We start from the raw sequence: 20,136 nt of genomic DNA, 5'->3' as shown, positions 1-20,136 counted from the left end.
GTAACTCGATCCACTTATCCGGCGGTGACCGGTTCGACCAGGTGATCGCCGATGGCCAGGACATCCAGGCCCGCGGTGACGAATGTCTGCAGCGCTTCGGCGGGCGTGCGCACGATCGGCTGGCCCTTCACATTGAAGGAGGTGTTCAGCAGTATCGGCATCCCGGTCTGCTGCCGGAATGCCTCGATCACCGTCCAGAACCGGGCATTTCCCGACCGCGATACGGTCTGCACCCGCGCCGAACCGTCGACATGGGTCACCGCGGGCAACTGCTCCCGGAACTCCGGTCGCACCGCGGTGATGAACAGCATCCAGGCGTAGGTGTCGACCTCGTGGTCCTTGATGTCGAAATAGGTGGTCGCGTACTCGTCGAGCACCGCCGGCGCGAACGGCCGGAACGCCTCGCGCTTCTTGACTTTCGCGTTGATGATGTCGCGCATCCGCGGATGCCGCGGATCACCGAGAATGCTGCGATTTCCCAGTGCGCGCGGCCCGTATTCCAGCCGTCCCTGGAACAGCGCCCCGATCTGCCCGGCGGCCAGCCGGCGTCCGAGTTCGGCCGCCAGTTCCCCGAAGTCGCCGAACCGGGTGGCGCGGCAATCGGTCCGGGCGGCCAGCGCGTCGGCGATGTCGTCGTTGTCGAATTCCGGCCCGCTCAGCGGGGTTTCGAGCTCCGCGATCGGCTCGGAATCATCGTGATGGTGGACGTACAGGGCGGCGCCCAGTGCGGTGCCGTCGTCACCGGCCGCGGACTGGATGTACATCCGCTTGAACTGCCGGCTGCGCAGGATGACGCCGTTCGCGGTGCAGTTGAGCGCGACCCCGCCCGCCATGCACAGGTTCGTCGCGCCGGTCTGTTTCCGGAAGTGCCGCAGGGTGTGCAGCAGCGTCGCCTCCAGCGCCGCCTGCAGCGCCGCCGCGATGTCGCGGTGATGGTCGGTCAGCTCGTCCTCGGGAGCCCGTGCCGGACCGAAGATCTCGGCGAGCGCCTTCAGCGTGCCGCGATAAGTTTCTCGGTCCCAATCGGTTTCGTTGCGGTACAGGGCGGGAATGGTAAAGGTGCCGTCCGGTCGCAGATGGATCAGATCCATCATCGCCGCGAAGTGTTTGCGGTGGTCTCCGTAGGGCGCCAAGCCCATGATCTTGTATTCGTCCAGACCGAAGGCGAAGCCCAGATAGTAGGTGAAGACACCATAGAGAATTCCGAGCGAATTCAGTTCCGATACCGTCGCGATCGGCTCGATACCGGCGTCCGAGCCCAGTGCCACGGTCGCACTGTGCTGTTCGCCCATACCGTCGGCGATCAGGATCAGAGCCGAATCGAATCCGCTCGGATAGAACGTGCTGGCCGCATGCGCCAGATGATGCGGTACCTGTACCAGCCGGTCGTCCCACGCACCACCGAAGGTCTCGGTGAGCCGGTCCAGCAGCACCTGCCGGGCGAAGACCTCGCGGAATCGGGCGCGGGCGAGATCGCTGTGCTCGAAATCCGCGCGCAGGGGTTCGTAGGAGAACCCGTGTGCCAGTACATCGACCGCGTCGATGCCGATACCGGCTCGCTCGAGGGCCCACCCGATGGCGTGTTCGGGAAACGCGCCGGTCGCCTTCTCACCGATGAACCGCTCCTCGGCCACCGCGCCGACCAGGCGCCGGTCGTGCAGCAGTGCGGCGGCCGAATCGAACCCCTGGGTGATGCGGTGGTCGCGCCGGTCCAGACCCGGAAAGCGGGCCTGTTTGAACGGCACACTGTTGTGCAGACCGCTGATCCCCATGATCGTCTTCGGCTGCGCGGCAGGCATTCTCACCATGGCGGATGCTCACAATCTTCGTGCCCGCGGACGCTTGCGGGCGAAATACTGGCTGGTCTCGTACAGTTCGACCGCGATGTCGGTGTCGGGGACGACGCGCCGCAGGAAGGCACGATGCGCGTCGATGTCCGCCGGATCGGCGCCGGCGAGTTCCAGGTACGCCGGAACGCACTGCTCGAACCCCAAGGCGTGCAGCATCTTCGCCTCGGGCATCGCCGATACGGGCTGGAACCGATCCCGGCGGGCGACGATGAACCCGGCCTCGGCAAGCAGTCGTGGCGTGCTGCGGTAGCTGTCGTGCGCGGCGCCGCGTGCCCGGCCCAGGGCGAACCACCACTCCCGCCACAGATCCGCGGCGGGATCGTCACCCGGTACGAAGCGCAGCGCACCCACATCCGACATCTCCAGCAGCAGGGCGCCGTCGTCGGCGAGCATGCGTTCCATGGTGGCGAGGGCGGCCACCGGATCGGCGACGTGCATGAGCAGGAACCGGCTGTAGACCCAGTCCACCGACCCGGCCGCCAGCGGCGCGTCCTCGATACTCGCGTGCACATAACGCACCTGCGGCAGATCACCGATCAGCCGCCGGGCGATCTCGAGTTGTTCGACCGAGGAATCGATCGCGTACACCAGCCCGTCGGGCCCCACCCGATCGGCCAGCCACGCCGTCATCGTGCCGTGCCCGCAGCCGATATCGGCCACCGTCGCCCCCGGCGCCAGGCCCACCGATTCGACGAAGGCACGGGAACTGGGGTTGTAGTGCTGATCGAGCAGGGCCAGGCGCGCCGCATCGCGATCGCCGACGGCCATGCTGTAGGTCATCGCTGCAGCCATTACGGCCCTCCTATGAATGCCGGGCCGGCTCGTGGTCGAGAGTGGAGACCCAGTGCAGACTGTGGTCGCGCTCCGGATCGGGCAGCAGGTAGCAGCCGTGCTGGCGCGGCCGGCGTGACGGCGTCACCTGCGCCACCGGCGGGCCCGCGCCGAAGTCCAGCCAGGAGGCGGGAATTCGCGACACATCGCTGACCAGGAACCCCGAGTCCGGCGGATAACCCCACACTCGATCGAGCCCCGCCACACCGTGCACCTGCAGGAAGACCTCCAGTTCGGCCACCGCCTCGTCGATTCGCCCGGGTACCATGGCGATCTCGTCGCGCACCCGGGCCGCGATCTCGGAGACCGTGGATGCGCGCACCCACCCGGTCTCGACCTCGAGCAGCATCTGCAGAAAACCGTTGCCGAAATAGGTCGGCCCGAGTTCGGGAACATGGCGGCGGATGTCGACCGGGCAGGCCAGGGTGATGCGCTCGGCCTCCGCGATCGCGGCGTAGTCACGAAAAAGGCTCGCCGCCAATAAATTCGAGACCGTCAGCTCCGAATCGCGCGCCTGCTCCTCGAAGGCGGCGAGGTCCATGACGCCGGTGCGCACCCCGAGTTCGGGCAGTACCGCACCGGCGGCGACGGTCACGAATCCCGCCCGGCGCAGCGCATCCGGATCGACCCGGTCGCGTTCGCGGGCCTGCGGGCGGGTCAGCACCGTCCGATCGCAACGCGGAGACAGGAAGCGCGCGCCGCGCGCCCGCGCGGCCCAGGCCGCGAGGAAGAAGAACAGGCCGTATCCATCGGCCAGGCCGTGCGACATCGACAGTCCGACCGCGGTCCGATCACCGCGGCTCACCACCCGGCCGCGGGCCGCGACATTGCCGACGCCGATCTGCACCGGATCGACACATTCACTCAGCGGGGCACCGGGATCGCCTGTGGTGGACCGGATCTCGGGACGCGGATCATCGACGTCCAAGGCCAGGGTGTGCTCGTCGAGTTGTACGAGGGCCGCATCCGCGCCCGCGAATTCACGCGCGGTCTCGATATAGGCGGCGACCAGCCGTCCGGGCTCGAGTACGGCATCGAACTCCACCACGAACTGCAGCGGACCGGCCATGTTCGCCGTCCACATGTGATCGACGGCCGACAGCGGTAGCGGCGCCATCCTCAACTCCTCTCCAGGGCGTCGAATTCGCCCTGCAGCAACTGGTTCCACATCACCCGCCGCCGCGGCTTGCCGCTGGTGGTGCGCGCGATGAGTCCCCGATCACCGACGAACAGGCGCAGCGAGATCTCGGTACCGAGTGCGCCGGACAGCACCTGCCGCAGCCGGACGGCCTCCACCGGCCGATCCTCGACCAGTACCGCGACCCGGGCGGCGCCCAGGGCGTTACCGGCCAGGGCCACAACCCGATTCGCGGGCACCCCGAACGCCTCCACCACGGCTGCCTCGATGTCCTCGGCGTAGACGGTCCGCCCGCGGACCTTCACCGCATCGCCCACCCGGCCGATCGGATACACCTGCCCGTCCACCAGCAGTCCCGCATCACCGCTGGCCAGCGCCCCGTCGGCAGCACGCGACAGGTCCCGGATACCGTCGGCGGCCTGGTACCCCTGGGCCACGCTGGGCCCGCCGACGATCAATTCACCCGGCGCACCGCGATATTCGGCGGTGTCGGCGACCCGCACCGTGGTGGTGTCCAGCGGCGCACCGCAGCCGACCAGCCAGCGACGCCCGTCCGTGAGCGGCGCCGACATCAGTTCGAACGGGCCCTCCACCGCACCGGTCGCCGGCGTCACCGCGGCGACCGGGACGGATTCGTCCGGTCGTACTCCCGACACCGCGAGGGTGCTCTCGGCCAGTCCGTAGGCCGGACACGGTGTGCGCGAACCGAATCCGTACGGCGCCAGTCGCTCGGCGAATCCACGCAGCACGACCGGATCGACGCGTTCGGCTCCGACGATCATCACCCGCCACGGCTCGAAATCCATACCGGCCAATGCCTCGTCGGTGAGCTTGCGCAGCAGATAGCCCAGGGCGAAGTTCGGAGTCGCGGTGATCGTCGCACCATCGCGGCCGAAACACGACAACCACGACACCGGATCGCGCAGGAAATCGATCGGTGTCATGGCGGTGATGTCGAGGTTCAGGATGGTCGGGGTGATGATGCAGCCGATCAGCCCCATATCGTGATACGGCGGGAGCCAGGTGGCGATCCGATCGGCCGACCGGAACTCGAGCCACCGATCGATCGCGGCGCAATTGGCTTCCAGATTCGCCACCGACACCTGGACCGCTTTCGGGGATCCACTGCTGCCGGAGGTGAATTGCAGCAAGCCGATTCGATCGGGAACACAGCCTGGAAGTTCGGCGAGATCCGGCACCGCGGAGGATGTGCCGACAATCGTCGCCCCGCCCCGTGATTCGAGCACCGGTCCGACGAGGGGGATCAGTTCATCCGCGACGATGAGCGCCGACGGATCGGCGACGGCGAGCAGCGCCGAGAGTTGCTGCCGATACGCCGACTCGTTCTGCAGCGGGAGCGGCGGCGCCAGTGGATTCGGTGTCGCACCGGCCGCCAGCACACCGAAGAAGTCGGCCATGAATCGATCCGGCGCCGATTCCACGATCGAGACGACCGCACCCGGACGGACACCGGATTCGATGCAGGCGGCGGCCACCCGCCGCACCCGCGCACTCAGCACCGGATAGGGAATACGCCGCTGGTCGCCGTTGTCGGCGATGGTCCAGCCGCGTTCGTCACCGTCGTGAGCCAGCCAGTCCAGCAGGCCCGTCATGGCTGTTTCGCCCGCAGCGCGTCGCACACCATCTGCTCGACGTCACCGACGGTCACCACATTCGTCGCACCCGAATCGCCGCCGGCATCGATTCCGAATCGGACCTGCAGGCCCAGCGCGAGTTCGATCAGCGCCAGCGAGTCATATCCCAGTTGTTCGGCCAGCACGTCGTCGGCGGCCGGTTCCGCCGCGGGCTGGGGTGCGTGCCGACGGACCAGTTCACGCACCTGGCCGCGCACTTCATTCTCGTCCACGAAATGCTCCCGAATATCTGACCCGATCACCGTTCGAGAAATGTGATCGGATGTGCCTCACCGTGTATTGATTCGTATTCCGACGCGGCTGCGGAACAGCCTGTGCGCCACATTTCCGAGAGATCGCCGATGATATCGTCGGAAATTCCTGTAGATGCCATTCTGCGGGCCAGTGAATTGGCCGCGAATTCCCATTGGTCGTCCAATATCTCGGCACGTCTCCGCAAAACCGGAACCAAACGTGGAAAGGGATCACGAGTTTCCGGATCCACGAGCGTCCGCGCCGCCGCCGGAATATGCCTGCGAATAGCGTCGATAATGTGTTCGCGATATCCACTGCGCACCCCGGTACGCAGTGCCAGTACACCGAACGAGATATGACGGGATTCGTCGCGGGCGACATTGGTGATACCCGCACGCAGCACATCGAACTTCGGCAGCGCCCGCACGGTCCCGAGCACCGTATGCAAACCGGTCATCGCGACGGCCCCCTCGACGAGCAGGTGGTACACCACCACGCCCTCATACCAGGCGGGCAGATCCCGTGGGTCCGCGCGCACCCGCTCCACCGCGTCGACCAACGCCTTCTCGAACAGATCCCCGACCCTGTCCACGCCGCTGACCTGGGCCAACTCCTCGTTGCCCAGAAGGTCCGAGAGGAAGGCGAGATAGCGGCGGAAGAAGACCGTATGCCGCGCCTCGTCGGCCAGCTGCGTGGCCAGATACATCTTGTAGTCGACCTCGGGGGCGGCGTAGGCCAGCGGCGCCAAGGTCTCGGTGACCGTCGTCTCGCCGACCAGGAAGCGCGCCAGCGTGGCCAGCAGGGGCAGTCGCGCGAACGCCGGCAACCCGGTCCAGCCCTCGCCATCGCGGTCGCATTCCAGGCTCTGGGCCTGCCATTGCTGCAATTCCCAACGACGATAGAGATCGAGGGCGGTGACCCGTTCGGCGAGATCGCTCTCGAGCTCGTCCACTACTGTCGAATTGTTCACGGCGATTTCTCGATCTGTCAGGGCAACAGTTCATTGGAAATCGATAGCAGAGTGCTTTCATTCACGTCGATCAGCCCTTCCAACCGCCCAGCTACCCCACGCACAGCGTTCCGTCTGCTGCGGCGCGTCAAAACCAGTGACTACGCATCCGTACCGGAAGGGTTAAATCCTTCGATCCTGTGGACAGCGATTCTGCACGGTGCCCGAGCTTACTCCGGAAATAGTCCGCGAGCCACTCGTAACGGCCAGATCACAACGGCAAAAGGTTACCTATGAATTAGCCGTCCGTTCAACCATCCCAGTGAGTGGACACGCATGTTTCACATTCTGGCTGACAGCTCACCACCCCCACCCCGCCACATCGATAGCCAGTGGTTGGCTACCACGCCGTCCCGAAGCCAGATTTCCGGCAAATCAGCCACCACACACCGCAGCGGCCGCCACCGCGCAGCCCCTGGCTACGCTGTGGCGGCCGCTGCGGCGGTCCCTATTCGCCTGCGGCGCGGCGGATTTCACCACCCGAGGCCCGGTTCCTGGTGGCGCGCGCCGCGGCGGCGTCGAAATGCTCCAGATGGTCGAACAGCGGGTCCTCGTCGTCGACGTCGAGGACCACCGCCCGCCGGCGCAGCGCACGCGCGGCATCGCGATCCATCCCCGGCCGCCGCTCCGTCCGCACACCCTCCTGGGCGTCCAGCGGTTCGTCGGCCTCCTCCGCACGCTGTCGCGTACCGGAGAGCCGCCCCGCGCGCCGACGGCGGATGTCCTTCTCGAACCGCACCTGACGCCGCAAATAGCCCAGATACGCGCCGAGCGCCACCAGCGACAGGCCACCGGCCCACCACAGGATCGGGTCGACCGCGAGCGCGAAGACACCGAAAAGCAGTGCGCTCGCGATCAATCCGAGTGCGGCACGCTGGCGGAAGCGGTACCGGGCCACTCGCGCGATCGCATCCGCCTCGGGATCGAAACCGCCGCGCCCGCGGCGGGACGGCACGAAATCGCGGCCGTCGGACTCGTCATCGTCGAAATCGTCGTCGAAATCGCGATCGCTCAGGCGAGCCGGAACCGCCGCGGTGGGCGCCGGAGGGATCCGCGCCATCGTCGCCCGGGATCGGCCCGCGCCACCGCCGTCGCCCGCCCGGTCACCGTCGAGATCGGCGTCGGGAGCATCGCCGGAATCGTGTTCGGCGGCTTCGGGTTCCATGTCGTCCGGATCGGTGGTCTCGAGATCGGCCGCATCGTCGCGGAGTTCGGTGTCGTCGCCCGCGGCGTACTCGGTCGCGGCGTCGACATCGTCGTCCAGTCCGTCGCGCGACCGCGATGTCGCATCGTCGCCGGCGCGCCGCGACGCCGCCGAATCGGTGTCCCCGGGTGCGTTCGGTTCGTCCTCGGTGACGGGCTCATCGGCCGTGTTCGTCATCCGGTCCTCCGCATCATCGCCGTGAGAAAGCCTTTTCTGCCGAGGGGCAGGCACCCAGTCCGGATCGGTCTCATGTCCGGTGGCCGGCCCTTTCTTCGCACGTCGTCTCGTTCCACCTCGATACAACACCCGGGTCGCCAGGGCGGCATCGGTCGTGCGGCGGATCCGCGGATGCCGATCGGCGAGCATCGGGAACAGCACGAAGACCCAGAGCACGACCAGAGCGATCCACAAGATCGAATTCGGCATCGCGCGCTCACCTCCGTCCCCGCCTGACCGCTGTCCCTTCGACAGTTTTTCGGGTTCTCGCCATTTGTTTCGTCCTGGCACCGGACGCACCACCGACGTCCGTAGGTTAATCCGGCGTCACAGGAATTTCCCGAAGGCGCGCCGTCCACATCTGTCCCACCCGTCACAAGCCGGTCATCCTCCGGCACCCCGCGGCGCTCACCGAAACCGGTGTGCCACAAGCTCGATCACGGCGGAGTGGCGCGGCCGGACCGGATCAATCGGTCCACCACGGTCCCCGAGACCTCCTCCACCGTCATTCCCACCAGCAAATGATCCCGCCAGGCGCCGTCCACGTCCAGATAGCGGCGCAACACACCTTCTTCGCGGAAGCCCACATTGCGCAGCACCGCCTGACTCGCCAGATTCTCCGGACGCACCGTCGCCTCGACACGATGCAGTCCCACCGCGCCGAAACAATGATCCAGCCCCAGCGCGAGCGCCGCGGTGGCAACACCCTGACCACCGACATCTTTGGCCACCCAGTAGCCGATCCACGCCGAACGCAGCGCACCACGCACGATATTGCCGATGGTGAGCTGCCCACTGAAGGCACCGTCCACCTCGATCACCATCGGCACCATCGCACCGCGGCGCGCCTCGGCCTTCAGGCTCGACCACAGCGACGGCCAGTTCGAGGCGTGGTTGCGCGCCTCCCAGGTACCGCGGCCGGTCGGCTCCCACGGCTCCAGATGCTCGCGATCACGCAGCCGGATCCGCGACCACGCGGCCGCATCGCGCAATCGGATGGGGCGCAGGGTCACCCGGCCGCCCGGTACCCGCACGGGACCGAGATGAGCGGGCCAGCCCGGATGCGCGGCAGCCCGGAAGATATTCATGTCCACATCTCACCCGCGCTGCGCGAGAAATGCGACCTGGACCTCGTCACCGGTGCGAACCTCGGTGACCTCCGGGTCGATGACGATCAGACTGTTGGCCTCGGCCAGTGTCGACAGCAGGTGCGCGGAACCGTTGACGCCGAGCGGCTGCACCAGATAGTCGCCGGTCTGCTCGTCGCGCATCAACTGGGCACGCAGGTACCCGCGGCGGCCGTCCATCGAGGTGATCGGCATGATCGTGCGGGCCCGGACCACGCGGCGCATCGGATGGCGGCGGCCCAGCGCGATCCGGATCAGCGGTCGCACCATGATCTCGAAAACCACCAGCGCGCCAACGGGATTGGACGGCAGCAGGAAGGTCGGCACCTCGTCGCGGCCCAGCCGGCCGAAGCCCTGGACCGATCCCGGATGCATCGCGACCCGATCGATCGACAGCTCGCCCAGACCTTCCAGTGCCTCGCGGATCTGGTCCGAGGCCCAGCCACCGACCGCGCCCGCGATCACCACGACCTCCGAGCGAACCAGCTGCCCCTCCACCACATCGCGCAGCCGATTCGGATCGGCGCTGACGATGCCGACCCGGTTCACGTCCGCACCGGCGTCACGAGCCGCGGCGGCCAGGGCATAGGAGTTGACGTCGTAGACCTGTCCCGGCCCGGGGGTGCGATCGATATCGACCAGTTCACCGCCGATCGAGATCACCGACAGCCGCGGACGCGGGTGTACCAGCACCTTGTCCCGCCCGACCGCGGCCAGCAAGCCGACCTGGGCCGCACCGATGATCGTTCCGGCCCGCACCGCGATATCGCCGGGCTGCACATCGTCGCCGATGCGCCGCACATAGTCGCCCGACCGGACCGGCTCGTAGATCTTGATCCGGGCCCGGCCACCGTCGGTGAAGTCCAGGGGCAGAACCGCATCGGCCAGAGTCGGCAGCGGCGCACCGGTATCGATGCGCACCGACTGCCGCGGCTGCAATCGGATGGGCTGGCGGGATCCGGCGGCGACCTCACCCACGACGGGCAGCGTCAGATCGACGAGATTGCCGTCCTCGGTGCGCACCTCGGCACCCGCACCCTGCACATCGACGCTGCGCACGGCATAACCATCGATCGCGGCCTGGTCGAAACCGGGTAGTGGACGTTCGGTCACGACGTCCTCGGCACACAGCAGACCCTGAGCCTCGGAGATCGCGACCCGGACCGGCCGTGGGGCAACGGCCGCCGCGGTCACCTTGATCTGCTGGTCCTCAACCGAGCGCATGCCGCCCTTCCCCTTTACTCCGACTGATCACCTCGTCATTGCGACGAGGTGAGCTGCGGGTTCCAATCCGGAGCGAGCCGACGCTGCAACCACTCGCGCAAGGCGGGGCCGTATTCGTCTCGCTCCAAAGCGAAATCGACCGCAGCTCGAAGATAACCGCCAGGGTTGCCCAGGTCGTGGCGCGACCCACGGTGGACCACCACATGAACTGGATGACCTTCCGCGATGAGCAACGAAATGGCATCGGTGAGCTGCAATTCACCGCCGGCACCCGGCTCGATGCGGCGCAGTGCGTCGAAGATCGCGCGATCGAGCAGATACCGGCCCGCGGCGGCGAAGGTCGAGGGCGCATCGGCGAACGCGGGCTTCTCCACCATGCCGACCACCCGCAGCACATCGGGATTGGTGGCGTCGGGAACCGGGACGACATCGAAGACGCCGTACGCGCTGACCGCCTCCTTGGGGACGTCGATCGCGCACAGCACCGACCCGCCGCGCTTGCGGCGTACCCGGGTCATGACATCGAGCACACCGCACGGCAGCACCAGATCGTCGGGCAGCAGCACCGCGATGGCGTCCTCGTCGTCATCGAGTACCTGTTCGGCCTGGCTCACGGCGTGACCGAGTCCCAGCGGTTCCTCCTGAACCACCGAGGACACATCGAGCAGGCCGGGTGCCTTGCGCACCTTCTCCAGCAGATGGAATTTGCCGCGTTCGGCGAGCGTGCTCTCGAGGACGAGATCCTCGACGAAATGGGCGACCACACCGTCCTTGCCCGGTGAGGTCACGATCACCAGGCGCTGTGCCCCCGATTCGGCGGCCTCGGCGGCCACCAGTTCGATTCCGGGTGTGTCGACGACCGGCAGCAGCTCCTTCGGCACGGTCTTGGTCGCGGGCAGGAACCGGGTCCCGAGTCCGGCCGCGGGAACCACCGCGGTGCGGAAACAGGACGTCGCGGCGGTCACGGCCTGCGTCGCGTCCGATCCGGCGTCAGCTGTCATAAGTGCACACCCTATCCATCGATCTCGTCGTCGGACCGGCTCACCACCGGCCCGGCATCTGGGAAGCCTAAGCGGCCGCGGCGGTACCGTCGCACCGAAGCGGTTCGGCGGCAACCGCGCCGAGACCGTCTCCGGATGTGACGAACAAGTGCCGCGAGTGCGGCCGGAACCGTTGGTTCGCGGTGTCACCAGCAGCTACGCGCCACCGCATGCGCACAGCGATTCCCCGTCACGGCGGCCGGGAAACACGACGGCGAGCAAACTCACTGTTCACCCGCTTAGGGTGAGGTCGTGGACAGCGCCGGTCAGCGGGACAAACAACAGTGGCGGACGGAATTGCTGGCGCGCCGCAAGGCCCGCACACCGCAGGTGCGGGCGGCCGAGGCCGCCGCCCTGGCGGATTCGGTCACCGCCGTGTTCGACACGTTCCCGGAGGCGGCCGGCGACTGGGTCGCCGCCTACATCCCGGTGGGCGGTGAACCCGGCTCACCGGCCTTCCCGGACGCACTGCGATCGGCGGGCGCCCGCGTCCTGGTACCCGTGACCGGCCCGCCCGGTCCGCTGGATTGGGCCGAGTACACGGGCGAGTCGTCCCTGCGCGAGGCGCGCTACGGATTATTGGAACCGGACGGCCCGCGGCTGGGCCCGGATGCGATCGGGTGGCCGCGGGTCGTGCTCATCCCGGCACTCGCGGTGGATCGGCGAGGGGTGCGGCTCGGCCGGGGAGCCGGGTATTACGACCGCAGCCTGCCCGCGGCCCGGCCCGACGCTCGTCTGGTGGCGGTGGTCCGCGACGAGGAAGTGGTGGACGTGCTGCCCGAACAGCCGCACGACCGGCGCATGGGCTGGGCACTGCGGCCGATCGGCGGTCTGCGCGCACTGGGCGGTGGCGCGGCGGAGTCCCGCCGCGGCGAGTGATCGGGAATCAGCGCCGGATTGGCACTGTTGGCACTGTCGACTGTAGAGTGCTAAAAGACGGAAACCGTGGAGGTTCGCAGGTGCCTACTTACTCGTATCAGTGCACGCAGTGTGGTGACAAGTTCGACATCGTGCAGTCGTTCTCCGATGACACCCTGACCACCTGCGAGAAGTGCAACGGGAAACTGCGCAAGCTGTTCAACTCCGTCGGCATCGTCTTCAAGGGCAGCGGCTTCTACCGCACCGACAGTCGCAACGGTTCGTCCACGGCCACCGAGCCCGCCTCGAAGCCCAGCGAATCCAAGTCCAGCGATTCGTCCAGCTCGTCGTCGAGCAGCTCGAGTTCGTCGTCGAATTCCTCGAGCTCCTCCAGCTCTTCGACCACCGGTACCGCGGTCGCCTGATCGGGATTTCCCGCTCCTGAGTTGTCCACAACCGCACGGTTGTCCACAGACCGGTTCCGACCTGCGTCTTCATCGAATATCGGAATTGCGCCGGTCCTACTGTGGCCGCCATGTGGCAGCTGCGATTCGATCATCCGCGCTCCGGTCCCGATGCCGATCTGGGCCGGTCCCGCATCACCGAGCTTCTGGCCCGGTTCCGTCCTTCCTGGCTCGACCTCACCCTCGCCCGCCGGCTGTCGGCGGTAGCCCTCGCCGCCTTGGCGGCCGTCCTCGCACTGCGGGGTGACCCCGCCGCCCATCGCCGTTCCGTCGTGATCGCGGCGCGTGAGCTCACACCCGGGCGAATTCTCGCGGCCGAAGATCTGCGCCGTACCGAGTTACCGGCGGCAGTCGTACCCGCGGGCGCCGTCACCGATCCGGCACAGTTGCTGGGCGCCACCTCGACCGGCGCGGTGCACACCGGAGAAATCCTCACCGACCTGCGCATCGTCAGCCCGCGGCTGGCGGTCGCGGCCACCGGCGCCGCGGAGGCCCGCATCGTGCCGATGCGCTTGGCCGACAATGCCGTGACCGCCATCCTGCGGCCCGGCGATCGAGTGGACGTCGTCGCGGCCGACGATCCGCCCGCGGATTCCGGGCCACACGCACAGCGCCGCGCGCCCACCGCGCGCACCCTGGCCGCGAATGCCGCCGTCGTGCTGGTCTCCGGCACCGGCGCCACCGGCGCAACCGCCCGGGCGGCCACCGAGCACATCGTGCTGCTGGCACTCGATCCCGAACCCGCCGCCACGGTGGCCGCGGCGTCGCTGCACACCGCCTTGACCGTGGTCTTCCACTAACTTCGGCTGTGTTCGCCAAGCATTTGCCACAACCGTCCGTTAGCATCCGGAATAGCTCATCCGATAGCGGATCGCAATCGCCTCGGATACCACGACCAGACCATTCGGCGCGGCCGCGGGCACGCCAGATGAGACAGGAGCCGCAATGCTGAAGGGTTTCAAGGACTTCCTGCTCCGTGGGAATGTGATCGATCTGGCGGTCGCGGTGGTGTTGGGTACCGCGTTCACCGCGGTCATCACCGCCATCGTCGAAGGGTTGGTCAATCCGATCCTGGATCTGTTCGGTGGTGCCAACGAGCACGGCTGGGGTTTCTATCTGGATTCCAGCAAACCGTCCACCTTCGTCGCACTGGGCCCGATCGTCACCGCGGCGATCAATTTCATTCTCATCGCGGCGATTCTGTACTTCATCCTGGTCCTGCCCGCCTCACGGCTGATGAAGAAGCGCAAGTCGGCCGAGGAGCTGGAGGCTTCGGAGGTGGAGCTACTCACCGAGATCCGGGATCTTCTCCGCGAGGGCAGCAAGAGTTCCGGTGGCCGCCACGAATTCTGATCCGCCACTGACGAATCGACCGCGGGCCGGTGCATCGGCACCGGCCCGCGGTCGTGTCTCCGACTACTGAGCGGCGGTCAGCCCAGGCCGAACGGCTCACCCCACAACGTCACCCAGGAAATGACGTTGTCGGTCTCCACCTCGACACTGACGAATGCCCGTGCCTGCGCGTAACCCAGACATCCGGTGAGGCCGATGGGCTCATTCGACCAGGCCTTCGATCCCTCGGCACCCTCGAACTTGTTGCGGGGCTTGTGCGCGGCAGCATCGACGTCATCGGACGCCTGGGGATCGAGCACGTAGAACGATCGTGCCTGGCCCGGCGCCAGGGTGAGATTGCCACCGACACTGCCACCGGCATCGGGCCTGGCGTTCTCGCCGTCACTCCAGTCCATACTCGCGGTCGGACCGCCATCGGCACCGCCGCCGGAGATGTCGACCTGACATCCGACGGTGTAGCCGGGATAGATGCTGCCGCCGACCACGGTCGTGCCACCGGACAACTCGACGTGCGCGTCACCGGAGACCCAGGCATTGCGGCGCAAACGCATGGCACCGGCGGACGAATCGGTATGCACCGACTCACCGTCGAGCCGGACATGGACCACGGTGCCGTCGGACAAGGTCTTGGACAGATCGCCACCCGGCAGTGGGACGAAGATGTCGGCATCGGCCGTACCGGTGGACAGCAGGCCGATGATGGTGGTCGCCACCGCAGCGGCACAGGTCAGACGGGCCGCGGCTGCGCTGATTGTCATAACAGATATTCCTCGGGCATGAATCGCGTTGTGCGCGAGGACATCTTACGGGTCCGACGGCAGTCGGCACGAACGGCTCGGCACAACGTCCGGAGCGAGAAAACGCCCGATACGGCATTGCCGTATCGGGCGCGGGGTGACCGTTGTCAGCCGTGGTGGGGCGGCACCTGCGAGCGCAGCCAATCGTCCGAGGAGCTCGGCAACTCACCGTCGGGCGAGCGCTCGTCACTGGTGGTTCGCGGCAATGTCTCGCCGAAAACGCGGGCCAGCCGGGCGGCTTCGGCGGCCGAGCGGGCGCCACCGCGCCCGGGACGATCCGCCGCCGGCGCATCGTCGTCGGGGCGCTGCTCGTCCGCCGGCCGCTCGGTCATTCCGCCAGACCGGACAACTCGTCGACGACCCGGCTGACCAGCGGGCCGAGAGTGGCCATTCCGTCGCGGATGGCATCACGGGCGCCCGGCAGATTCACCACCAGGGTGCTGCCCGAGACACCGGCCAGACCGCGTGAGAGCCCGGCGTCGAGCGAACCCGCGGCGAGCCCCGAGGAACGCAGTGCCTCACTGATACCGGGCAATTCGCGATCGAGGACCTCGAGGGTGGCCTCGGGGGTGACATCGCGCGGCGACATACCGGTACCGCCCACGGAGATCACCAGGTCGACACCGCCGATGACGGCCGTGTTGAGCGCGTTGCGGATCTCGATCTCGTCGGCGGCCACCGGAATCGTCGCATCCACCAGGAAGCCGATCTCGGTGAGCAGTTCGGTGACCAACGGTCCCACCGAATCGACCCCGCCATGCGCGGTTCGATCATCCACGACCACAACTAGGGCACGGCCCGCCACAGGAGCATCGATTTCCATATCGCTCACCGTAGCGTCTGTGGGCGACAACCATTCCGGTCCCCCGGCCTCGCCGTCGTCCGGTGGCGGGAGCACGGTCAACGGGCGCGGTTCACGGATCATCTGGCACCCTCCGCTTGTGCGGCGCCGAGGGTGACCTCGACGGTTTTCGGATTCTGTCCCTGCGGATCGGTGTAGGTCACCTTGACCTTGTCACCGGGCTGATGTGACCGTACCGCAGCAATCAGCGAGTTGCCCGAGTCGATGACCTGATTGTCCACCTTGGTCACGATCGAATTCGCCGGAATCCCCGCCTTCGCCGCCGGGCCGTCCGGGGTGACATCCAGGACCCGGGCGCCGTTGGCGTCGTCCTGGGCGCGGACCGAGATACCGATCTGCGCATAGGTCGCGTGACCGGTCTTGATCAGCTCGTCGGCGATGCGGCGAGCCTGATCCACCGGAATCGCGAAGCCCAGGCCGATCGAGCCGCTCTGCGACCCCTGCCCCTCGGAGGCGCTCAGGGTCGCGATCGCGGTGTTGATACCAATCAGCTTGCCGTTCATATCGACCAGCGCACCCCCGGAGTTGCCCGGGTTGATCGCCGCATCGGTCTGGATCGCGGACAGCACACTGCCCTGCGAACCGGTCTCCCCGCTGGTCGAGACCGGCCGGCTCAGCGCGGAGACGATGCCGGTGGTGACGGTGCCCGCCAGGCCGAGTGGTGACCCGATGGCGACCACCGGCTGGCCGACCATGAGATTGTTCGAGGTCCCGAGGTCGATCGGGGTCAGATCGGACTTGCCCGCCACCTTGATCACCGCCAGGTCCGATACCGGATCGGCCCCGACGATGGTGGCGGTCGCGGTGGTGCCGTCCTGGAAGGCGACCTCGATCTTGGCGTTGGGCCCCGCGCCGCTGGCGACATGGTTGTTGGTCAGGATCAGCCCGTTCGAGGACAGCACCACGCCCGAACCCTCGCCGCCACCGTCGCCCCGCGCGTTGGCGACCCGGATCATCACCACACTGGGAACGACCTTCTGCGCCACCGCCGGTACCGAGCCGGGCGGTGCGGTGGCGGAGGCCGGCGCCACCGGCGCCGGGGCGTTCAGGGCGTTGTTCACCGGCCCGCTGTTGTCGTTCGAGCGGGTGGCCAGCGAGCCCACCGCACCGCCGATTCCGCCGGCGACCAGTGCCAGCACCACCGCGCCGACGAGCAGGCCCGCACGGCCGCGAGAGCGTGGCGCCGGACCGGCCGCGGGTGGCTCGCCCGGACCGGGGTAGGGCGCACCGGGCTGGAAGCCGCCCTGCGGCTGGGGCGGGGGCTGGTCGGCGCCCGCGTACGGGTTGTACGGCGGCATCGGCGCGGTGTGCCCGGCTCCCGCGTATCCGGGATGACCTCCCGCGGCCGCCGGGCCCTGATCGCCCGGATAGTTCGGTCCGCCCGGATGTCCGGGCGGGTCCGCGGGGGCGTTCGCGGAGAACTGCGCGGTCCGCTCCCCCTCGGAGGTCGGCGACGGTCCGGTCCCGGGTGGGATCGCGGATCCACTCGACGGTGTGGCGCCCATCGGCGATGTCGCGTCGGGCGCACCCGACTGCTCGTGTCCCGATTGCGGAGCGGCCCCACCCGACTGCGGAGTCGAACCGGTGGGCTCGTCGCCCCGGTCCTTCGAATCCTCGGTCATTTCTCTCGTTTCTCCTCGAGTCTGTCGCCCAGCCTGATGACAACGACTGAGAGCGGACTGAGACCGTGCTTTCAGTTCTCCATGATGTGTACCGCGATCGGACGGTACCCGGGACGCATTTTAAGGCCCGGAAGGGTTTCGGCCCGCGCTCATTCCGATCGATCGTCGCCGGTCGGCACGGTCGGCGCCTCACCCGGCAACACGATTCGAACCAGCGTGCCACCGCGATCGGAGGTGTCGATGGTGATCGTGCCACCGTGTTTGGACACCACCTGTTTGACGATCGCCAGACCCAGTCCGGAACCGGGCATCGACCGCGAGGCCGTGGTGCGGTAGAAGCGTTCGAACACCAGCTCCCGCTCATCCGGTGGGATACCGGGACCGGCATCGTCGATGGCGATCTCCATCAGGCCCGGACCGGTTTCGCGCATGCTCAGCACGACCTGCGCCCCCGGCGGACTCCACTTCGCGGCGTTGTCGAGCACATTGAGGATCGCACGTTCGAGGCCGGCGTCGTGGCCGTAGACGAACCACGACCGGGTCTCGGAGGCGAACTCCACATCGACGCGCCGGCGCCGCACCCGCTCCAGCGCCCGCTCGGCGACCTCACCGAGATCGACCCGCTCGTATACGGTTTCGGGGGCGTCCTCGCGGGCGAGATCGACCAGATCGCCGACCAGCGTCGACAGCTCCTCGATCTGCGCGATCACATCCGCGCGCAGCCCGGCCATGTCCTCCTCCGGAATCGGCGGCGCGTCGGGCCGCGACGAGGCGATGAGCAGCTCCATATTGGTGCGCAACGAGGTCAGCGGCGTACGCAGTTCGTGCCCGGCGTCGGCCACCAGCCGCCGCTGCCGGTCTCGCGATTCCGCGAGCGCCCGCAGCATCAGATTGAAACTCTCGGTCAGCCGGGCCAATTCGTCGTCGCCGGTGACCGGGATCGGGGTCAGATCGTCGGTGCGCGCCACTCGCTCGGTGGCGGCGGTCAGCCGCGCGATGGGCCGCAGACCGGTACGTCCCACCGTCGCCCCGGCCGCCCCGGCCACCAGAACACCGCAACCACCGATGGTGAACAGCAGCCAGGCGAGCCGGTCGAGCACCTCCCGGGTCGGCTCCAGCGACCGCGAGATCACCAGGGTGGCGCCGGATGTGGTGCGGCGGGCCAGCACCCGCTGATTGCCGACGGTGTGCAGCGAGGCATCGGCCTGGCCGTGGGCGACCGCCATCTCGGCCTGCCCGATGGGTGGGTACATCAGCTGCGGTGGCGTGTACGGGATGTCGACGTCCGGGTAGAGCAGCGCGATCCCGATGTCGTTGGAGTACAGGCTGCTGAACATCAGAATCGCCTGGAAGCCCTGCAGATCGATGTTGTTCTTGACCATCACGTCCGAGCGGCTGCGCAGCTGACTGTCCACATCGGCGTAGAGCGCCCGCGCCACCAGCGCATAAGCGGCGATGGAGGTCACCGCCACGGCGATGGCCACCACCGAGGCCGCCAGCAGGGTGACCCGCCAGCGCAGCGACACCGATCGGGTCAGTGGCATGGGCGGGCGCATTTCGTGCGGATCGAGACGTGGGCCCAATCGCGCCACCCGATCGGGCCGGCCACCGCCACCCGGATGTGATCTCACCACGACCCCGGCCTACGGAGGGGTCTCGCGCAGCACATATCCGACACCTCGAACGGTGTGGATCAACCGCGGCTCCCCCTCCGCCTCGGTTTTGCGGCGCAAATAGCCGATATAGACCTCGAGCGCATTTCCTGAGGTCGGGAAGTCGTAACCCCAGACCTCTTCGAGAATGCGGCTGCGGGTCAACACCCGGCGTGGATTGGCCATCAACATTTCCATCAGCGAGAATTCCGTGCGGGTCAGGCTGATGGCGCGCTCACCGCGCGCGACCTCCCGCGTCACCGGGTCCAGCGACAGATCGGCGAAGGTCATCCGTTCCGAGGAATCGGCGGCGGTATCGACGGTGGTCCGGCGCAGCAATGCCCGCAGCCGGGCCAGTAATTCTTCGAGTGCGAATGGTTTGGGCAGGTAGTCGTCGGCGCCGGCATCCAGGCCGGCGACCCGCTCGGAGACCGAATCCCGCGCGGTCAGCACGAGAATCGGCAGATCGTCACCGGTACTGCGCAGGCGGCGGCAGACCTCGAGACCGTCCAGCCGCGGCATCATGACATCGAGTACCAGGGCATCGGGCCGGGACGCGGTCACCTTCTCGAGCGCGTCGAGCCCGTCGACCGCCAGCTCGACGGAATATCCGTTGAAGGTGAGCGACCGGCGCAGCGACTCGCGCACCGCGCGATCATCGTCGACTACCAGAATTCGCATGGCTTCCAGTTTGACCGGATCGACTGAGAGCCGACTGAGAACGGATCATTCGACACGCCGCACATCCACAAGTGGTGACCTGCGAATTCAGCAAGAATCTCGCCGAAAGTTGCTGGGGTGAGCGAAAGTTGTTGAGCCCAGCGGAATTAGGCTCCGTGTAGTAGAGACCTCCGGATTGCCGCAGACCGTTTCTCACGGTATGTTGCCTGCGGTAAAAGTAAACCTCTAGTTGGTTCTCAACCCGTTGGACGCGAACGGCCAGACGCGGGCGGCGGCCGGAACCCGGGGCACGTGCGCGAGCGGAGGCGACGGAAGCGGG

At 67.5% G+C, this 20,136-nt stretch carries 20 protein-coding genes; 4 read left to right on the top strand and 16 right to left on the bottom strand.

Annotated elements, in window-relative coordinates; translation table 11 throughout:
• Positions 1–14: 14 nt before the first annotated feature.
• From AB0L57_RS23675 to AB0L57_RS23630, 10 genes are all read right to left on the bottom strand, one after another.
• Positions 15–1,808, bottom strand: a complete 1,794-nt coding sequence (locus AB0L57_RS23675; RefSeq protein WP_364966003.1) for a carbamoyltransferase C-terminal domain-containing protein — start codon at positions 1,806–1,808, stop codon at positions 15–17.
• Positions 1,809–1,817: 9 nt separating this feature from the next.
• On the bottom strand, positions 1,818–2,642 hold the full coding sequence (locus AB0L57_RS23670) for a methyltransferase domain-containing protein (protein ID WP_364966001.1): 825 nt from the start codon (positions 2,640–2,642) through the stop codon (positions 1,818–1,820).
• 10 nt (positions 2,643–2,652) lie between these two features.
• Positions 2,653–3,798: an acyltransferase gene (locus AB0L57_RS23665; RefSeq protein ID WP_364965998.1), complete on the bottom strand. Its 1,146-nt coding sequence runs from the start codon at positions 3,796–3,798 to the stop codon at positions 2,653–2,655.
• 2 nt (positions 3,799–3,800) lie between these two features.
• Positions 3,801–5,432 (bottom strand): AMP-binding protein, encoded by a 1,632-nt coding sequence (locus AB0L57_RS23660; RefSeq protein ID WP_364965995.1) that lies wholly within the window; start codon positions 5,430–5,432, stop codon positions 3,801–3,803.
• A complete protein-coding gene (locus AB0L57_RS23655; protein WP_364965993.1) occupies positions 5,429–5,686 on the bottom strand; it encodes an acyl carrier protein in 258 nt (85 codons plus the stop codon). Before AB0L57_RS23655 ends, AB0L57_RS23660 begins: the two co-directional genes overlap by 4 nt.
• A 26-nt stretch (positions 5,687–5,712) precedes the next feature.
• Positions 5,713–6,678, bottom strand: a complete 966-nt coding sequence (locus AB0L57_RS23650) for a hypothetical protein (protein WP_364965990.1) — start codon at positions 6,676–6,678, stop codon at positions 5,713–5,715.
• 487 nt (positions 6,679–7,165) lie between these two features.
• Complete coding sequence (glpR, locus tag AB0L57_RS23645) at positions 7,166–8,347, bottom strand: gephyrin-like molybdotransferase receptor GlpR (RefSeq protein WP_364965989.1); 1,182 nt, start codon at positions 8,345–8,347, stop codon at positions 7,166–7,168.
• Between the two features lie 227 nt (positions 8,348–8,574).
• Entirely contained in the window at positions 8,575–9,225 is a 651-nt protein-coding gene (locus AB0L57_RS23640) for a GNAT family protein (RefSeq protein ID WP_364965985.1), read from the bottom strand.
• A gap of 9 nt (positions 9,226–9,234) precedes the next feature.
• On the bottom strand, positions 9,235–10,488 hold the full coding sequence (glp, locus tag AB0L57_RS23635; RefSeq protein ID WP_364965982.1) for a gephyrin-like molybdotransferase Glp: 1,254 nt from the start codon (positions 10,486–10,488) through the stop codon (positions 9,235–9,237).
• Between the two features lie 35 nt (positions 10,489–10,523).
• On the bottom strand, positions 10,524–11,489 hold the full coding sequence (locus tag AB0L57_RS23630; RefSeq protein ID WP_364965980.1) for a UTP--glucose-1-phosphate uridylyltransferase: 966 nt from the start codon (positions 11,487–11,489) through the stop codon (positions 10,524–10,526).
• Between the two features lie 291 nt (positions 11,490–11,780).
• Between AB0L57_RS23630 and AB0L57_RS23625 the strand changes: the two genes are divergently transcribed.
• The 4 genes from AB0L57_RS23625 (at position 11,781) to mscL (ending at position 14,203) form a co-directional block, all read left to right on the top strand.
• Positions 11,781–12,407 (top strand): 5-formyltetrahydrofolate cyclo-ligase, encoded by a 627-nt coding sequence (locus tag AB0L57_RS23625; RefSeq protein WP_364965977.1) that lies wholly within the window; start codon positions 11,781–11,783, stop codon positions 12,405–12,407.
• An 80-nt stretch (positions 12,408–12,487) separates the two neighbouring features.
• On the top strand, positions 12,488–12,811 hold the full coding sequence (locus tag AB0L57_RS23620; protein WP_364965975.1) for an FmdB family zinc ribbon protein: 324 nt from the start codon (positions 12,488–12,490) through the stop codon (positions 12,809–12,811).
• 110 nt (positions 12,812–12,921) lie between these two features.
• Positions 12,922–13,650: an RcpC/CpaB family pilus assembly protein gene (locus AB0L57_RS23615; protein ID WP_364965972.1), complete on the top strand. Its 729-nt coding sequence runs from the start codon at positions 12,922–12,924 to the stop codon at positions 13,648–13,650.
• Positions 13,651–13,795: 145 nt separating this feature from the next.
• Entirely contained in the window at positions 13,796–14,203 is a 408-nt protein-coding gene (gene mscL, locus AB0L57_RS23610; RefSeq protein ID WP_364965969.1) for a large conductance mechanosensitive channel protein MscL, read from the top strand.
• Between the two features lie 77 nt (positions 14,204–14,280).
• Here mscL and AB0L57_RS23605 read toward each other — a convergent pair whose 3' ends face one another.
• From AB0L57_RS23605 to AB0L57_RS23580, 6 genes are all read right to left on the bottom strand, one after another.
• The gene (locus AB0L57_RS23605) at positions 14,281–14,961 is read right to left on the bottom strand and encodes an MspA family porin (protein ID WP_364965966.1); all 681 of its coding nucleotides are present in this window, start codon (positions 14,959–14,961) and stop codon (positions 14,281–14,283) included.
• Positions 14,962–15,107: 146 nt separating this feature from the next.
• The gene (locus tag AB0L57_RS23600; protein WP_364965964.1) at positions 15,108–15,332 is read right to left on the bottom strand and encodes a hypothetical protein; all 225 of its coding nucleotides are present in this window, start codon (positions 15,330–15,332) and stop codon (positions 15,108–15,110) included.
• Positions 15,329–15,823, bottom strand: a complete 495-nt coding sequence (locus AB0L57_RS23595; RefSeq protein ID WP_364965962.1) for a MogA/MoaB family molybdenum cofactor biosynthesis protein — start codon at positions 15,821–15,823, stop codon at positions 15,329–15,331. Before AB0L57_RS23595 ends, AB0L57_RS23600 begins: the two co-directional genes overlap by 4 nt.
• Before the next feature lie 98 nt (positions 15,824–15,921).
• Positions 15,922–17,160 carry a trypsin-like peptidase domain-containing protein gene (locus tag AB0L57_RS23590; RefSeq protein WP_364966504.1) on the bottom strand — a complete coding sequence of 413 codons (1,239 nt, stop codon included), beginning with the start codon at positions 17,158–17,160 and terminating at the stop codon, positions 15,922–15,924.
• 473 nt (positions 17,161–17,633) lie between these two features.
• Positions 17,634–19,040: a HAMP domain-containing sensor histidine kinase gene (locus AB0L57_RS23585; protein WP_364966501.1), complete on the bottom strand. Its 1,407-nt coding sequence runs from the start codon at positions 19,038–19,040 to the stop codon at positions 17,634–17,636.
• Between the two features lie 87 nt (positions 19,041–19,127).
• The gene (locus tag AB0L57_RS23580) at positions 19,128–19,817 is read right to left on the bottom strand and encodes a response regulator transcription factor (RefSeq protein WP_364965960.1); all 690 of its coding nucleotides are present in this window, start codon (positions 19,815–19,817) and stop codon (positions 19,128–19,130) included.
• Between the last annotated feature and the right edge of the window lie 319 nt (positions 19,818–20,136).

It is taken from the genome of Nocardia sp. NPDC052254, assembly GCF_040679495.1.
In the GTDB taxonomy this organism is placed as follows: domain Bacteria; phylum Actinomycetota; class Actinomycetes; order Mycobacteriales; family Mycobacteriaceae; genus Nocardia.
Note: the sequence above shows the minus strand (reverse complement) of the source record. Positions and strands in the feature narration are given on the sequence as shown.

Bases quoted from the DNA above. Each gene is read 5' to 3' on its own strand.
- AB0L57_RS23675 (WP_364966003.1), bottom strand. From the start codon at position 1,808: ATGGTGAGAATGCCTGCCGCGCAGCCGAAGACGATCATGGGGATCAGC.
- AB0L57_RS23670 (WP_364966001.1), bottom strand. From the start codon at position 2,642: ATGGCTGCAGCGATGACCTACAGCATGGCCGTCGGCGATCGCGATGCG.
- AB0L57_RS23665 (WP_364965998.1), bottom strand. From the start codon at position 3,798: ATGGCGCCGCTACCGCTGTCGGCCGTCGATCACATGTGGACGGCGAAC.
- AB0L57_RS23660 (WP_364965995.1), bottom strand. From the start codon at position 5,432: ATGACGGGCCTGCTGGACTGGCTGGCTCACGACGGTGACGAACGCGGC.
- glpR (WP_364965989.1), bottom strand. From the start codon at position 8,347: ATGCCGAATTCGATCTTGTGGATCGCTCTGGTCGTGCTCTGGGTCTTC.
- AB0L57_RS23640 (WP_364965985.1), bottom strand. From the start codon at position 9,225: ATGAATATCTTCCGGGCTGCCGCGCATCCGGGCTGGCCCGCTCATCTC.
- glp (WP_364965982.1), bottom strand. From the start codon at position 10,488: ATGCGCTCGGTTGAGGACCAGCAGATCAAGGTGACCGCGGCGGCCGTT.
- AB0L57_RS23630 (WP_364965980.1), bottom strand. From the start codon at position 11,489: ATGACAGCTGACGCCGGATCGGACGCGACGCAGGCCGTGACCGCCGCG.
- AB0L57_RS23615 (WP_364965972.1), top strand. From the start codon at position 12,922: ATGTGGCAGCTGCGATTCGATCATCCGCGCTCCGGTCCCGATGCCGAT.
- mscL (WP_364965969.1), top strand. From the start codon at position 13,796: ATGCTGAAGGGTTTCAAGGACTTCCTGCTCCGTGGGAATGTGATCGAT.
- AB0L57_RS23605 (WP_364965966.1), bottom strand. From the start codon at position 14,961: ATGACAATCAGCGCAGCCGCGGCCCGTCTGACCTGTGCCGCTGCGGTG.
- AB0L57_RS23600 (WP_364965964.1), bottom strand. From the start codon at position 15,332: ATGACCGAGCGGCCGGCGGACGAGCAGCGCCCCGACGACGATGCGCCG.
- AB0L57_RS23595 (WP_364965962.1), bottom strand. From the start codon at position 15,823: ATGGAAATCGATGCTCCTGTGGCGGGCCGTGCCCTAGTTGTGGTCGTG.
- AB0L57_RS23590 (WP_364966504.1), bottom strand. From the start codon at position 17,160: ATGCCGCCGTACAACCCGTACGCGGGCGCCGACCAGCCCCCGCCCCAG.
- AB0L57_RS23585 (WP_364966501.1), bottom strand. From the start codon at position 19,040: ATGCGCCCGCCCATGCCACTGACCCGATCGGTGTCGCTGCGCTGGCGG.
- AB0L57_RS23580 (WP_364965960.1), bottom strand. From the start codon at position 19,817: ATGCGAATTCTGGTAGTCGACGATGATCGCGCGGTGCGCGAGTCGCTG.